Origin of the sequence: [Ruminococcus] lactaris ATCC 29176 (assembly GCF_025152405.1) — a bacterium.
GTDB classification, from domain to species: Bacteria; Bacillota; Clostridia; order Lachnospirales; family Lachnospiraceae; genus Mediterraneibacter; species Mediterraneibacter lactaris.
In genome coordinates, this window is the sequence record NZ_CP102292.1 from 186,297 (window position 1) to 203,720 (window position 17,424).

The 17,424-nt window shown below is 41.7% G+C and carries 8 protein-coding genes; all 8 read left to right on the forward strand.

Annotated features, from left to right (window positions below; translation table 11 throughout):
- The first annotated feature begins 653 nt into the window (after positions 1 to 653).
- The 8 genes from NQ541_RS00905 to guaA all read left to right on the forward strand — a co-directional run bounded on the left by NQ541_RS00905 (position 654) and on the right by guaA (position 17,353).
- Positions 654 to 4,088 (forward strand): ATP-binding protein, encoded by a 3,435-nt coding sequence (locus NQ541_RS00905; RefSeq protein ID WP_005611136.1) that lies wholly within the window; start codon positions 654 to 656, stop codon positions 4,086 to 4,088.
- 166 nt (positions 4,089 to 4,254) lie between these two features.
- A complete protein-coding gene (gene glgB / locus NQ541_RS00910; protein ID WP_005611135.1) occupies positions 4,255 to 6,177 on the forward strand; it encodes a 1,4-alpha-glucan branching protein GlgB in 1,923 nt (640 codons plus the stop codon).
- 213 nt (positions 6,178 to 6,390) lie between these two features.
- Positions 6,391 to 12,270, forward strand: a complete 5,880-nt coding sequence (locus tag NQ541_RS00915; RefSeq protein WP_005611133.1) for a beta-N-acetylglucosaminidase domain-containing protein — start codon at positions 6,391 to 6,393, stop codon at positions 12,268 to 12,270.
- A 213-nt stretch (positions 12,271 to 12,483) separates the two neighbouring features.
- Positions 12,484 to 12,816 carry a hypothetical protein gene (locus NQ541_RS00920; protein ID WP_044940677.1) on the forward strand — a complete coding sequence of 111 codons (333 nt, stop codon included), beginning with the start codon at positions 12,484 to 12,486 and terminating at the stop codon, positions 12,814 to 12,816.
- Positions 12,817 to 12,944: 128 nt separating this feature from the next.
- Positions 12,945 to 13,208 carry a sporulation transcriptional regulator SpoIIID gene (spoIIID, locus tag NQ541_RS00925; RefSeq protein ID WP_005611129.1) on the forward strand — a complete coding sequence of 88 codons (264 nt, stop codon included), beginning with the start codon at positions 12,945 to 12,947 and terminating at the stop codon, positions 13,206 to 13,208.
- Between the two features lie 211 nt (positions 13,209 to 13,419).
- A complete protein-coding gene (locus NQ541_RS00930) occupies positions 13,420 to 14,958 on the forward strand; it encodes a response regulator transcription factor (protein WP_005611128.1) in 1,539 nt (512 codons plus the stop codon).
- A gap of 133 nt (positions 14,959 to 15,091) precedes the next feature.
- Complete coding sequence (locus NQ541_RS00935; protein WP_005611127.1) at positions 15,092 to 15,319, forward strand: HPr family phosphocarrier protein; 228 nt, start codon at positions 15,092 to 15,094, stop codon at positions 15,317 to 15,319.
- Between the two features lie 486 nt (positions 15,320 to 15,805).
- Positions 15,806 to 17,353 (forward strand): glutamine-hydrolyzing GMP synthase, encoded by a 1,548-nt coding sequence (gene guaA, locus NQ541_RS00940; protein WP_005611125.1) that lies wholly within the window; start codon positions 15,806 to 15,808, stop codon positions 17,351 to 17,353.
- The last annotated feature ends 71 nt before the right edge of the window (positions 17,354 to 17,424 follow it).

Here is a 17,424-nt window from a genome sequence, read left to right on the forward strand (position 1 = left end):
ATTATATATAAAAATAAAAATAAATAAAAAATACGAAAAAAACGGATAAATATATTGACAAATAGAAGCCCGGGTGTTAAGATAAAACCATCAAAAAAAGATATTTAACTAAGAAGGTACAAGAAGCGGATGCCTGATTAGATTAAAAATAACGGATAACAGGAGGTTGGACCAATGGACAGTATAGTTTCAGAATTTCATCAATATGTCAGTGGTACGGCGATTGCAGGTTCCTGTGAAGAAAGAGACCTGAGCAAAAGTTAATTCGCAGATCTGGTAAAAATTAAGAATGAAAATAAATGGAACGGAGAGAATACAAGACCAGATTCATAATAAAAAGATAAAGCAGTTGCAGATATATTGAATAAAGTTACCACATACAGAACTGAACGATGTGTAAAGGAACATGGAACAGTAGCTGTAAAAGAAAAATGGTCTTACAGGAATCGTATCAGGATTTACCTTCGATCCAGAATATAAAATAAAAATAATGAGAAAATTAAATATTATAAAAAATGCATCTTCAAGGGTAGTTGGAGGTGCATTTTTTTGACATTGGGAAGATGGTATGGTACACTAATGAAAGAGTATCGCCTTATGTTAAATTGACATGAAGAGATCTTGAGTTACCGAATAAACATTAATATAATGAGGTGAATGCGGTGGACAAATATGAATATAAGCAACTGTCAGAGCGAATGATAGAGCTTATGCAAAATGAAGAATACGGGGAAGCAAAGGAGATTGCTGACTCCATTGACTGGAGAAGGGTTCGCAATGCCATGATGCTTGCGAATGTAAGTGATATTTATGAAAAGACCGGTGAATATCAGAAAAGCTATGATATTTTGCAGATTGCTTATCATCGGGCAGAAGGAAGCCGGAAGGTATTGTATCGTCTGAGTTCTCTTGCACTGAAGACGGGGAATGTAGATGAAGCAATAGATTTTTATGATGAGTTTGTGCAGTTAGCACCAAAAGATCCGAACAGACATATTCTGAGATACCAGATCTTACGGGCACAGCGGGCTCCGTTAGAGCAGCAGATTGAAGCACTGGAAGAGTTTAAGAAGGCAGAATATATTGAAGAATGGGCGTTTGAACTTGCAAAGCTTTATCAGGAAGCAGGTATGACGGCAGAATGTCTGGAAGAATGTGATGATCTGATCCTGTGGTTCAGTGAAGGCAAATATGTATATAAAGCAATGGAATTGAAGATGCAGTATAAGCCACTGACACCTTCGCAGCAGGAAAAGTATAATCGCAGATTTGAAAAAAATGGCGGTGAGACGGAAGAGATTCCGGATCTTGAGACGTATGTTGCAGAAAATGAAGAGCCGGAAGATCATTTGGATGAAGCAGCAACGGAGCATTCAGAGGCTGTTTCAGAAGAGCCGGTTGAGGATATTCCTGAGAGTATTGGACAGCAGGATACAGGAAAAGAAGAAAGTTCAGAGAAACCAGTCCGTAAGCCGGAAAAGAAAAAGATCGGTGATACAATGCGGCTGGATGAGGCATTGGAGCAGTTACTGCATCGCAAGCCGGAAGTATCTGCGGCAGAGGATGAAGAGCCGGATATTTCTGATCTTGAGAGTGCGATCGGTGATATTGAGTCGGTCGTGGATCTTGATATGGTAAATCAGATTTCACAGGAAAAGCATACAGGTGATGTGCCAATCGGAATGAAGGAACTTATTCCTGGAGAAGTATCAGAAGAAGCGGCAGATAAGACAGAGCGGATCCCTGTAGAAATCACAACAGATATTACGGAAGATGACGCAGAAGAGCTGGATCTTGAAGATCTGGTGGCAGAAGAGCTGCCGGAAGAAGTTGAAGAGGCAGAGCCGGTTGAAGAAGAGGCGGAAGAAGTCGAAGAGGCAGAGCCGGTTGAAGAAGAGGCGGAAGAAGTCGAAGAGGCAGAGCCGGTTGAAGAAGAGGCGGAAGAAGTCGAAGAAGCAGAGCCGGTTGAAGAAGAGGCGGAAGAAGTCGAAGAGGCAGAACCGGTTGAAGAAGAGGCAGAAGAAGTCGAAGAGGCAGAGCCGATTGAAGAAACACAGACAGGGACAATAGAAGAAGAACTGCAAAAAATTGCTGATGCAGAACCGGCTGAACCGGAAGAAGAGATCTTCGATATGGAAGAAGCGGAAGACTTCCTGGAGGATTCACCTGCTGAGGATTGGGAAGATGATACAGAATCCTTTGAAGAAGCGGATGCAGAGGAGCTGAGTTTTGAAGAGATTTTATCTGACTGGGATTCGGAAGAAGCAGAGGCGTTGCTTGAGGATGCCGAGGAAGAAGTATATGATGAGTCGGTAGAAGAAACGTACGAGGAAGAACCGGACGAAGACGAAGCAGAAGATATATTAGAAGATGCCGAGGAAGAGCCGATTGAAGAATCAGCAGAAGATGTCGTTGAGGCGGATGCTGAGGAAATATACGAAGAAGAGCCGGAAGACGAGGTTACGGAAGATACTCCAATCCTGTCTCCTGATATTCAGCGGCTGATTGATGAAATTGAAGGTGCAGTTCCGGCAGAGGAGTCTTTGCCAGAAGAAAAAGAGATAGAAAAAGCACCGGAAGAACCGCATGAAAATATGGGAGAAGTGACAGAATCTCTCCGTTTAGATGATCTGCCGGAGGAAGACGAAGATTTATTTGAAGATGAAGACTTCTTAGAGTCAGAGGATGAAGAGGATGAGTACGAGTCCTATGAAGACGACGATTCAGAAGAAGATGAGTATGAATCTTACGAAGATGACGATTCAGAAGAGGATGAGTATGAATCTTACGAAGATGACGATTCAGAAGAAGATGAGTATGAATCTTACGAAGACGACGATTCAGAAGAAGATGAGTATGAATCTTACGAAGACGACGATTCAGAAGATGAATATACATCCTATGATGAAGATGAGTATGAAGATGAAATCTATGATGACGAATATGAAGATGACGATGAAGCTTATTATGAAGAATCGGATGATGATGAGTTAGCAGATGATGAGGAATTCTACTATGAAGACGAAGAAGAACCGGACGAAGAACCGGACGAGGAAGATGCACCTGATTTTGAAGATGAATTCAAGGTAGATCCGAAGCACAGTGAAGAGCCGGATGATCGGGAGATTCCGGACGAAGATGATGGAATTGATATCATGTCGGCTACGACACCGTTGAGCAGAAAGGAAACTGCAAAGCTGATCGCTACAGGTAAGACTTCTCCGTTGCCACTGGATGAAATTTCAGATGCATTATCCATGGATACAGGATTTGTAGTACATGGAAGATATGATCTGGAAACTCAGAGCGGAATCGGTACAAGAGCCGGCCTGACAGAAGAACAGAAGAAATTATTCTCTTATTTTGTTCCTGTGCGTGGCATGAGCGAACAGTTAGTAGATGTTCTGGAGCAGGATAAGAACTGTACAAACCGGAAGGGAACGTCGAAGACAGGAAATCTCCTGATTATTGGAGATAAAGGAAATGGCAAGACTGTTCTTGCAGTAGATGTAGTTAAAGCAATCCAGAAGCAGAGAGAGATCCGTCAGGGTAAGGTAGCAATCGTGACAGGAGAGTCCCTGAATAAGAAAAAGATCGGAGATATTTTCGATAAATTATACGGTGGTGCTTTGATCATTGAAAAAGCAGGAAAGATGAATGAAAAGACAGTCGCCAAGCTGAACAGGGCAATGGAGCGTGATACAGGAGAACTTCTGATCGTGCTTGAGGAACAGAGAAAGCCGTTAGATCGTCTGCTTTCCTCCAACCGTGAGTTCAGGAGAAAGTTTACTTCCCGTCTGGAAGTGCCGATCTTCATTAATGATGAGCTTGTAACATTTGGTCAGACTTATGCCCAGGAGAATGGTTACAAGATTGATGAAATGGGTATTCTTGCTCTTTACAGTTGCATTGATTCTCTTCAGAGAGAAGATCATTCAGTAACTGTTGCGGAAGTAAAAGAAGTAATGGATAAGGCAATCGCACATTCACAGAAAGCTTCAGCCAAGAAGCTGGTGAAGAGAGTATTCGGAAGAAATACAGATTCGTCGGACAGAATTATTCTTTCCGAACGAGATTTCAACATTTAACGACAAAATTTAGTCAGAATTAATAGACAGTCTTGGGAAAGGCTGTCTATTTTTGTGCAAAAATATGTTTTCTCTTTCTTTTTTCAGGTACATCAAGTATAATGATGCTATGATGTTGGGAGCAAAATCCCAAGCAATGAAAGAATTCGAGCAGTGAGGTGGATTTATGGTTACAAAGAAGAAGGCAGTGAAAAAACTGCAGCCTTATGAGATAGGAGAACTGGATCACTACCTTTTCGGGCAGGGGAATCATTATGAGATTTATAAGAAGCTTGGTGCACATGAAGTGACAGCAGGCAAAAAGGGTGTTTATTTCGCAGTATGGGCTCCACATGCAAAGAGTGTTTCAGTGATCGGAGAGTTTAATGGATGGGATGCTGCAGCGGACAGGATGGAGCGGCAGGAGCCATTAGGAATCTATACAGTTTTTGTACCGGAAGCGAAAGACGGACAGATGTACAAATACTGTATTGAGACAGAGAGCGGAGAGCTGATCTATAAGGCAGATCCATTTGCCAATTATGCAGAGCTTCGGCCGGGAACTGCTTCCAGGATTACGGACGTTTCTCATTTAAAATGGACGGATGACCGTTGGATGGAAAGCAGAAAAAAATGGGATAATAAAGAAAATCCGTTATCCATCTATGAAGTGCATATGGGTTCCTGGATGAGGCATCCGGGAAGGGAAGATGAGGGATTTTATACTTATCGTGAATTTGCAGAAGCGATTACAAAATATGTGAAAAAGATGGGGTATACGCATGTAGAACTGATGGGAATCGCGGAGCATCCATTTGATGGCTCATGGGGATATCAGGTAACCGGTTATTATGCACCGACTTCCAGATATGGAACACCGGAAGATTTTGCTTATATGATCAATTATCTGCACCGGAATGGGATTGGTGTGATTCTTGACTGGGTTCCGGCACATTTCCCGAAGGATGCTCACGGACTGGCTGATTTTGACGGAACACCGACTTTTGAGTATGCAGATCCGAGAAAGGGAGAGCATCCTGACTGGGGAACGAAGATCTTTGATTATGAAAAGCCGCAGGTACGGAATTTCCTGATTGCAAATGCATTGTTCTGGATCGAGCATTTCCATGTGGACGGACTGCGTGTCGATGCAGTGGCATCCATGCTTTATCTTGATTATGGAAAGCAGGACGGACAGTGGGTCCCAAACAAGTATGGTGGCAATCAGAATCTTGAGGCGATTGAGTTTTTCAAGCATCTTAATTCTGTTGTACTTGGAAGAAATCCGGGGACGATGATGATCGCAGAAGAATCCACTGCATGGCCAAAGGTTACAGGAAACCCGGAGGATGACGGACTGGGATTCAGCCTGAAGTGGAATATGGGATGGATGCATGATTTTACAGAGTATATGAAGTTGGATCCGTATTTCAGGAAAAATGCACATCATATGATGACATTTTCCATGGAGTATGCATATTCGGAGAACTATATCCTTGTTCTTTCGCATGATGAAGTCGTTCATTTGAAATGCTCCATGCTGAATAAGATGCCGGGAGAAGGCTTTGACAAATATGCTAATCTCAAGGCAGCATATGCATTTATGACAGGACATCCGGGAAAGAAGCTTCTTTTTATGGGACAGGAGTTTGCACAACTGCGTGAGTGGAGCGAGGAGAGAGAACTGGACTGGTTCCTTCTTTCAGAAGAACCACATCAGCAGATCCAGAACTGGTACAGAGATCTTCTGCATTTATATAAGAAGAATCCTGCACTGTATGAGCTGGATAATGATCCGGCCGGATTTGAATGGATCAATAAAGATGATATTTTCAGAAGTATCTTCAGTTTTGTCAGACATTCAAAGGGAAAGAAAAAGAATCTTTTGTTTGTGTGCAACTTTACTCCGGTAGCAAGAGAAGATTACCGGGTTGGAGTGCCGACGAAGAGGCAGTGTAAGCTGGTACTGAACAGCGACGAGAAAGAGTATGGAGGTTCTGGAGAAAAGAGAAAAGAGATCTATAAGCCGGTGAAGAAAGAGTGCGACGGTCAGAAATATTCTTTTGCATATCCGCTCCCTGCTTATGGCGTTGCTGTATTTGAATATTAAAAGAATAGTTTCAAGATGGAGAAAACCACCGGATTTTAAAGAGAAGTATCTGAAAATCCGGTGATTTTTAGTTCCATATTAGACAAAAATAAGGAAGAATAGTAACGGTAATGACAAGGAAAAAAAATCTTGTAATGTTATAATAGATTTGTATACTTGCGTGATTTTATTTAATAGTTAAATAAAATTAAATTTTGCAAGGGAGGAAGAATCATGAAAGGAAGAAGAGTCCAAAAGGTACTTGCAGCAGTGCTGGCGGTGGCAATGGTTCTGCCGATGACTGCAATACCGGCAAAGGCTGAGGAAGCGGAAGAAGTTACATATAAGCTTTATCCGAATCCTCAGGAAATGACGTATCAGGATGGAAGCTACATCCTGAAAAAGAATGTCAATGTCATTTATGATGAGGATATTGACGATGCAACAAAAGCACGACTTGAAGAGACTGCAGAACTGAAAGGTCTGAATGTGACAGAATCAGATGCAGAAAAGAGTGGTGCAACGAACATTTATGTAGGAGTTTACGGATCGGACGGAACAGTAGATGATCAGATCGTAGATGGATATCATGTAGATACTTCATTATTTGATCATACCGATTCCTATTTCCTGAAAAGTGACAACAATACGATTGCTGTATTGGGAAAAGATACAGATGCAAGTTTTTATGGACTGACGACACTGTATCATGTACTTGCACAGACAGAGAGCCTGTCGATCAGAAATTTTACGATTGAAGATTATGCAGATGTTGTAAGCCGTGGATTTATTGAAGGATATTATGGAAATCCATGGTCTACAGAGGATCGTGTGAATCTGATGACATGGGGGGGATACTATAAGTTAAATGCTTATTTCTATGCACCAAAGGATGATCCGAAACACAGAACGAAATGGAATGAACTCTATACAGATGAAGAGTTAGAGAGTAAGATCAGACCACTTGCAGAAGCTGGAAATGCTTCCAAGTGCAGATTTGTGTATGCCCTGCATCCATTTCCGAGTGGAAATAACTTCCGCTTTGATACAGATGCACACTATAATGAAGATCTTGCAAAATTGAAAGCAAAGTTTAAGCAGGTAATTGATGCAGGAGTACGTCAGATTGCGATTCTTGCGGATGACTTTGTAAATCCGGGAGCAGCAAATGAAGTAAGACTTCTGAACGATATGAGTACCTGGCTGGCAGAGGTGAAGCAGGAATACCCTGATATGAAGATGACACTTCCGTTCGTTCCGTATGATTATATGGGAAATGGAAGTTCCAGTGAACTTCAGGCCCTGAAGAGTGTACCGGAAAATGTACAGATCGTTATGACCGGTGGACGTGTCTGGGGTGAGGTTACAAATAATTTTACTACTACATTTACAAATAATGTAGGAAGAGGTCCTTTCATGTGGATCAACTGGCCTTGTTCAGATAACTCACATAAGCATCTGATCATGGGTGGTAACAGCACATTCCTTCATGGTGGTGTTGATGCGTCTAAGATTCAGGGAATCATGCTGAACCCGATGCAGCAGTCAGAGCCAAGTAAAGTAGCTATTTTTGCAAATGCATCCTATGCATGGAATATCTGGGATACAGATGCCGATGCAGATCAGACATGGGAAGACGCATTTTCATTTGTAGATCATAATTCGGCAGTAGAGACAGAAGCAAGTGATGCACTCAGAGAGTTGTCCAAGCATATGATCAATCAGAATATGGACAGCCGTGTAACTGAGCTTCAGGAGTCAGTAGAACTGAAGGAAAAACTCAACGCATTTAAAGATAAACTGGAAACGGAAACGGTCACAGAAGCAGATGTGGATGATCTGATCCAGGAATTCCAGACACTTCAGGATGCAGCAGCATTGTATAAAGAATCAGGTAATGAGGCAATCAGAAATCAGATTGTTTACTGGCTGGATTGCTGGAAAGATACAACAGATGCAGCGATTGCATACCTGAATGGAGTAAAGAGTTCTCTGAACGGAGATGTATCCGCAGTTGTGGAATACAATACAGAAGGAGAAACGGCATTCGCACAGTCCAAGACGCATGATTTCCTGTATGTAAATTATCAGGAAGTCGCAGAAGTCGGAGTACAGCATATTGTTCCGTTTATTAAAAAACTGGCTGAATATGTATCAGGCAAAGCTGAACTTGCCCTGAATCCGGACAAAGTGATCCGTAAATACATCACAAGCCGTACAGACACACCGACAGGCTCTGTGGATAACTTATTTGACGGAGATGACAGCACAAGTGCGATTTATAAGACACCGAATAAGATTACAACAGGTACCTATATCGGAGTAAGTTACAGCAAGGCAATCAAGATCAATGATATCCGGTTCCTTCTTGGAGCAGGAAAAGATCATATGGACCAGGCAAAGCTGCAGTACACAACCGATGGAAAGACCTGGAAAGATCTGGAGCTTACAGGCATGAACAATAGTTTTGCAGGTGTCAGAAACCAGAACCAGGAAGTAAGTGTTGCAAAAGAAAATCTTCCGGAAGATTTTGAAGCAATGGGTATCCGCCTGATCGCAACAGCAGACAATGAAGCAGATGCATGGCTGCAGGTTAATGAGATCACGATCAACAAAGATGAGAATACAGATGACGGAGACGACAGCGAACTCAGTTATACATTAATGAAGCCGAATCGCTGGAGTGTTTACCAGGGATCAGAATCACTCCTTCGTGACGGAAATAACAGTACATTTATCTGGTTTAATACAGGTGCTGGTGATGCTGTAAATGTAGATGATTTCCTTGGATACAATCTTGGAAAGGTTGCAACATTGGAAAGTGTACATATCGCAGTAGGATCACCGTCCAATGGTGATAAGTTTGTAAAATATGCAGTTGAGACATCTGTAGATGGAATGAGCTGGACAGCCGTTCCGGGATATGAATCCCATACAGGAACAACTTCAGGAACTGATGTACTGGATATTGAATTAAACGGACTTTCTGCACAGTATATCCGTATCCGCAATCTGGAATATCGACAGACTTGGGCGAGATTCTCAGAATTTACGGTAACAGAAAGAGTAAATAATACAGGAACAAAAGATAACGTATTTACAAATATCGAGAACTGTGAGGTCCTTGGAACAGCAGCAGAAGGAACTGTATCACTGAATGCAGCATCCTTAAGCGTAGGAGCCAGAAAGTATATCGGAATCGATCTTGGACATATCAAGGCGGTGACAGGAATTACCAGTCCGACAGGAACTTCACTGAAGTTACAGACTTCTATGAATGGGGTAGAGTGGACAGAGGTAACAGGTCCGTCCCAGGCAGCCGATGCACGTTATATCAGACTTTATAATGATACAGATGCAGCAGTGGATGTAAGCTGGGATGCTTTCACAGTAACGTATGAATTTATTGGTGAAAAGACAGTAACCAGTGATTTTGCACAGAACGATGCAAGCCGTGATATGCGTGGAAGCGGAAACGTCAATAATGTTTTTGACGGAGACCTTACAACATATGGAACGATCACAGGTGTGCAGGATAGCGGAAAGAAGATCGTGTTTGACCTTGGACAGACGATCGACTTCAAGTCCATCCGTTACTATGTAAAAGAGACAAGCCTTGATTTCCTGCGTTATGCAAAATTTGAAGTAGCAAATGATCCTGATGCAGCAAACTGGACAACAGTGCTGACTGTAGGAAATAATTCTTTCGAGAATACAGCCAATACAGATACAGCAAAAGATTATGCAGCTCTGACACATGACAGTGAGAATCCTGGAAATATGTATGCAGAGCAGACAGGGCTGAATGTAAGCGGACGTTACTTAAGAGTTGTACCGCTTAAGACATACAGTTACAGATGGGTTGATTTCTATGAGATCCAGATCAATGGTGGAGCCTATATCTCTACAGAGTCAAATCGAGATATCGTATCGACCGTGATCGAAGAAAAAGGAAAAGTACCTTCCAATGTATTTGAAGAAGATTACCGTACGGTATACAAGCCGTCAGAAGCAAATGGATCATTTACTTATCGCATTTCTGATCTGGAGGCAAAGAGAACGATCCGTATGATCCAGAATGGAGCAGCATCTGATGCAGTTGTAACTGCAAGAATTGCAAATGAAGATGGAAGTAATATCCAGGCAGTTACACTTGGTAAACTGAGCCAGGCAATCAATGAATTTGCTGTAGCTTCAGATAAAAGAATTTTGGATGTAACAGTAACCTGGGGTGAAAATATTCCGGAAATTTCAATGATCAAGACAAGCAGTAAGGCAGCAGCTACAGTTGACAAGACAAAGCTGGATGAGGCGATTGCGGCAACAGGAAGCAGTGATGCAGCAAACTGGACAACAGATTCTAAAGCAGCAGTAGATAAAGCGAGAGCAGTTGCTGAAGAACTGAAAACGAATGAGTATGCTACACAGGATACAGTTGATACAGCAGCAGGTGCATTGAAGACTGCATGCAGTAAGGCAAAAGTAAAAGCAAATGCTACAGTTCTTGAGGCACTTCGCAGGGCAGTTGCAGAGAAGAAGAGCCAGAAAGACGGAGAGGTTGAAGTTTATACAGCCAAGACATTTACAGCATATGAAACTGTACTCAATAAGATTGTGGCAGCACTGGAAGATACAGATAATCTTTCCCAGGATACAGCAGAAAAGCTGAAGACTCAGATTGAAGAAAAAGAAGCAGCTCTTGAGTATTCAAAAGTAGAAAGAGAACTTGCTGAACTGGAGCTTCAGGCAGGAGTTGAGTATAATGCAGATGATTATACGACAGCATCTGCCAAAGCATATACCGATGCAAAGAAAGCTCTGAGTGATCTGATCGAAGCAGATAATACTACAAGAGTTAATCCGACAGAGATCGCAGCAAAGAAAGCAGCTTATACAGACAGTATTACAGCATTAGTTGATGTGAGAAGTCTGAAGAGCGTGATCGCAGAATGCAATGAACGGCATGAGGGAAATGAAAAGAAGTATACAGCAGCAAGCTGGAAGAATTACAGTGATGCACTGGATGCAGCAAATGCTGTTCTTGCAAATGGAACAACAGAAAGTGTACAGGAAGCAGAGACAGCTCTGCGGGCAGCAGAAGGAGCACTTGTACTGAAAGATACATCCGCAGTACAGACAGTCATTGATGAGATGAAGAAAGTCAATGCGGAAAATTACACAAGCGACAGCTATGCAGTCCTGAAAGCAGCTATCGCACAGGCTGAAAGCCAGATTGATGATGAGACAAAGGCAGATGCCAATATCCGTGCTATGCAGGATGCGAAAGCAAATCTTATCAGCATCGTGGAACTGAATGCAGCATTAAGTGATGCAGCAAAATATGAAGCAGCTAATTATACAACAGATTCCTATACAGTTCTGGCAGCAACTGTAAATGCGGATAACATGAATGCATTGAAGACATCCGGTACAGCAGAACAGATTGCAGAAGCAGTACAGTCTATCCGCAATGCAATCGATGGTCTTGTATTAAGAGCAACAGATATGGATGCTTACAGAGATAAGATTCAGTTCAAGTCTGAAGCAGGAGATTACACAGAAGAGACTTATACAGAGTATAAGGAAGCTTACGATGCACTGATGGCACTGGACAGCAGTACAGGAAATGTATCTGCGGATGAGTTCCAGGCAGCAAAAGCAAGATTTGAAAATGCACAGGCAGCACTGAAAATGATCAAGGCAGATTACACGAAAGTGGATGAAGCACTTGCAAAAGTACCGGCTGATCTGAGTATTTATACAGACGCAACTGTGAAGACACTGAAAGATGCGATCGCCAAGGTCGACAGAAATCAGCCATTGTCCAAGCAGGCAGAAGTAGATGCTTATGCAGATGCGATTCATGATGCAATCAACAACCTGGTTGTAAAATCCAAGTCTGATGATGGAAAGGATAACCAGAACGGTAATTCCAACAATGGTCAGAATAATGGAAATACAGCAGGTAATGGAAATGGATCGGGCAAAGGAAATGGCACATCCTCTAACGGAGCAGTCAAGACCGGAGATACTGCACCGATCGCAGGAGCATTTGCACTGATGATACTGGCAGCAGGGGCGGTTGTAACCGTGCTGAAAAGAAAAAGATACTAAGATGCAGCGTTAAAAATGCAAAGAAGGGTGTCCGTACAAAAGGATACCTGAAATGAGATAATAAGAATCAGATGAGGAACTCTTATCTGGTTCTTATTTTTGTTACACAAATTTGAAAGCTTATTTAAAAAAATAAGTTGTAAATGCAGTTCTCAAATGAATACAGACTGAATCAATACGGCAGCAATGAAGCAGCAGAAAGGAATATGATTTATGAGAAGAATAACTTATACGAACTGGATGTCCAAAATTTTTAAAGAAATCACCAACGGAAGAGGAGAGCGGGTGCTCGAGAATCCTGCAGTTCAGGTCCTTGGAGCTATTTTCAGAAAGATGAATCTAGATCAGAATACCATCGGAGCTGTGTCAGAACGTCTGCAGAATGAGAAAGAGAAAAAAGATAATATTGTGAAAATAATTGTTGCAGTAGTTATCATATATCTGATCTGTTATATCATTGGCGGCGAAGTTGAGTGGCTGGCAAGAACGGCGATTATATGGACGGGAATCGTGTTGGCGATCCGGGGGATAAGGAAGAAAAACTAAGTGCCCCCTGTATATGAATTGCCATATGTCGCGGATGATCAGGAGATATTGTCTGAATATACAATTCAGACATACATCTTCAGACCTCTGCATAGATTGTAAAAAATAAACGATGCAGGGGCTTTTCCATGAGAGATTATATTGAGGAGCGGGCGGTGGAAATCGCAGACTATATTATAGAAAATAGTGCGACGGTGAGACAGACTGCGAAGCAATTCAGGATAAGTAAGAGTACGGTACATAAAGACGTCACCGAACGGCTTCTTCAAATCAATCCCTCTCTGGCACAGGAGGCACGAAAAGTGTTGGACATGAATAAATCAGAACGACATATCAGAGGTGGGATGGCAACAAGAGAAAAATATCTCCATCAACATTTGCGACAGATGTAAATGAGAGCAGATAAATGAGAGAAAAATAGAATTTAGTTTAGAGAGAGCAGAAGGACAGAATCTCAAAGGAGCATATAGGGATTCAAAGTCCTTTTGCTTTTTCTTTTCTGATAACAGGAAGATATGTTATAATGCAAAGAATGATGCAACCATGAAATAGACGATAAGATAAACGAAAGCAGGCAGTAAGATTCTTGAAAGGGGCAGATAAGTGCGGGCTGTAATTATTGAGAAAGACGAAAAAATACTGCAGCAGATACAGTCAATCCTGCAAAAAGTTGATTCCGGTTATGAACTGGTAGGGACAGCCGTGAATGGACAGTCGGGCTATGAGCTGATCAGTGCATTGCGTCCGAATCTGGTGATTATGGATATAGAATTACCACGAATGAATGGAATGTCGATGTTGAAGAAACTTCGTGCAGAAGCATTTGATTTTAAAGTGGTAGTTTTGAGTGGAACGGAAAATTTTCAATATGCAAAGCAGGCGATTGAATTGAGCGTGGACGGGTATATCATGAAACCTATCCGTCCGCTTGAGTTAAAAAGGGCATTGATGCAGATCTGCGAAAAAATGAGAAATGAGTATTGGCTGAATGCATCTTTTACAGTGGAGAATCTCCTGATCGGGTGTATGAACGGGCAGTATCAGCCGGAGAATAAATTAAATGAGATTACAGTCAGAAATTATGGATTTACGGTGGAAGACTCTTGTGGGATGTTTATTTTGTGGTTGGGGGAAGATTTTGAAAAAAATAAAGCAGAAGCAGTTCATTTGCTGAAAAGAAGTCTGCAAAAAGAAAATAAATTCAGAGTCTGCATTCTTCCATTGGAAGTATGGCAGGAAATATTTGTGATTGTATATCAGACAGCGGAATTTGAAATGGCAGAGCAATACTTCCAGGAAAATATTGTCCCTATGTTATGCAGTAATCTCAATGGGGATGTAGTCTGCGTGTGGAAAAGAATCGATCATATGATGGATCTTTGGCAATATCGGACAAAAATACCGTTATTGCGGCAGTGGAATCTGACGCTTGGAAGAGGTGTGCTGATCAGTGAGAAGGGAATAGCGGGACGGGAACTGGAGCTTCTTCCATTGAAATATCCTGCAGAACTTGAATTACGGGCAAGAGATTGTACGTTGGCGGGAAGAAAAAAAGAGCTGGAAAAGTGCTTTGAAGAATTATGTGAAATGCTGGAGGGGCAGTTTTGTTTTCCCGAGACACTGAAAGATTGTCTGATTCGTTTCAGTCTGAACATCGTAAATATGTATAAGATCCAATGGGAGCTTGGAGCAGAAATTCAGGTACTTATTCTGATTCTTGAAATAGGTCAGGCAACGAGCTGGAAGCAGATTCGAAGAGCGATAGAAGAATTATTAAATTATTTTAATTTTGAAAAAGAGGATCTTCAGGGAAATGAAGCATTCAGTACGATGGTCCGTAAGGCAGTCGAGATGGCAAAAAAATATTATAGTGAGGGGATTACCCTGGAAGAGACAGCCAGCAGGCTTTATGTTTCGGAAGAGTATCTGAGTACGCAGTTTAAGAAAGAGACACAGAGCAGTTTTACAGAAACGGTACGGAAATTCAGAATAGAAAAGATCAAAGATTTGCTGTTGAACAGTAAGCTAAAATTAAATCAGATTGCGGAATTAACAGGATATTCAGACCCCAAATATATGAGCCGGGTATTTAAAGAAGAAGTGGGGATGCTTCCAACGGAATTTCGCAAAAAAATGCAATAAAATAGATTAAAATAGTCCACCTTTTTAAAGAATTTCCACCTTTTCAAGATAGAAATATATGATATGATACCAACTGATTTAGATGAAAAGGGTTTCATGCATTACATAGTCGGGAAATAAAGAGGTGAGAAGAATGAGTAAGATGCAGATTACATTTAAAAATCCTGAGGAAATTGTAGCGTTTGTTAATACAGTTTCAAAATATGATTTTGATATGGATATGAGAAAAGGTCGTGCAGTGGTAGATGCAAAATCATTGCTTGGCATTATGCACCTTGGACTTAATAACGTGATCGAACTTCAGATGTATTCGGATCAATGTGAAGAATTACAGAAAGAACTTGAAAAATATGCAGCTTGATTATAGAAAAAAATAGGATTGAAAAGAGGAAGCGGTTCTGGTAATGCAGGACTGCTTCTTTTTATTGCAAAATCCGGTGAATTGCATCCGGGCAACAGTAGAGATAGACGATGCGGAGTATCGGAGTTTCTTTTTTGCAAAAATCCGGTAAGCTGCATCTGGGAAACAGTAGAGATAGATGGTGCGGAGTATCGTAGTTTCTTTGTTGCAAAAACCTGGTAAGCTGCAGTCGGGTTCACATGAGATATAATTTGCCGGAGGAAGAACACTGAACTGTTAAGTGATGTGTTGTGGGCAATGGTGAGCCGTAGGTGTCAGCCAGCTCAATTTATGACAGTTTGGAGGATTGAAATATGTACAGTTTGGAAGGACAACAGTTTGGAAGGACTGAAATAATGCTTGTAAAAGCGGGAAAGCTCTACTATAATTAAGGGTACGGAACAAAAAAGAAGATCTTATAAGATCATATTTTACAGGAGGAGAGCCTTGAAGAAAGAGTTAGTGATCGTTCTTGATTTCGGTGGCCAGTATAACCAGTTAGTTGCACGCCGTGTCAGAGAATGTAATGTATATTGTGAAATTTATTCTTACAAGACGGATATTGAGAAGATTAAAGCAATGAATCCTAAGGGAATCATTCTGACAGGGGGACCGAACAGTTGCTATGAGCCGGATTCACCGACTTATACAGATGAGCTGTTCAAGCTTGGTATTCCGGTTCTTGGGTTATGTTATGGAGCACAGTTGATGTCTCATGTTCTTGGCGGAAAAGTTGAGAGAGCAGATGTCAGAGAATACGGAAAGACAGAAGTTATTATTGATAAGAGGGAATCCAAAGTTTTTGAGGGAGTATCTGAAAAGACAATCTGCTGGATGAGTCATTTCGATTATATTTCAAAAATTGCACCGGGATTTGAGATTTCTGCACATACAGCAGACTGTCCTGTGGCAGCAGCCGAAAATGAAGCAGAAAAGCTGTATGCAATCCAGTTCCATCCAGAGGTACTCCATACTGCTGAAGGAACAAAGATGATCAATAATTTTGTAAAAAATGTCTGTGAATGTGTTGGTGACTGGAAAATGGATGCATTTGTGGAGAATACAATTAAAGAGATCCGTGAAAAAGTCGGAGACGGCAGAGTACTGCTTGCATTATCAGGCGGAGTTGATTCTTCAGTGGCAGCAGGATTACTTTCCAGAGCGATCGGAAAGCAGCTTACCTGCGTATTCGTAGATCACGGTCTTCTTCGCAAAGATGAGGGAGATGAGGTAGAGGCTGTATTCGGACCGAAAGGACAGTTCGATCTGAACTTTATCCGTGTGAACGCACAGGAGAGATATTATAATAAACTTGCAGGCGTTACAGAGCCGGAAGCAAAGCGTAAGATCATTGGTGAAGAATTTATCCGTATTTTTGAAGAAGAAGCAAAGAAGATTGGTGCAGTTGATTTCCTTGCACAGGGAACAATTTATCCGGATGTTGTAGAAAGTGGTCTCGGTGGAGAATCAGCAGTGATCAAGTCCCACCACAACGTAGGAGGACTTCCGGATTATGTAGATTTCAAAGAAATCATCGAGCCGCTTCGTGACCTCTTCAAAGACGAGGTTCGCAAAGCAGGATTGGAACTTGGACTGCCGGAGAAGTTGGTATTCCGTCAACCATTCCCAGGACCGGGACTTGGAATCCGCATCATTGGTGAAGTAACAGCCGATAAGGTTCGTATCGTTCAGGATGCAGATGCTATCTACCGTGAGGAGATTGCCAATGCAGGACTTGACCGCACGATCGGTCAGTACTTCGCAGCACTGACGAACATGAGAAGTGTTGGTGTTATGGGTGATGAGAGAACTTATGATTATGCCGTTGCACTGAGAGCAGTGAATACAGTTGATTTCATGACTGCAGAGGCGGCAGAGATCCCGTATGAAGTTCTGAATAAGGTGATGAGCAGAATTATCAATGAAGTGCGTGGAGTAAACAGAGTATTCTATGATCTGACGAGTAAGCCACCGGGAACGATTGAGTTTGAATAGTTGGAGCTAAGCTGTAAAGCCTTTGTTTACAAGGGTTTTACAGCTTTTCCTTTATAGGATTGCATTTTCAT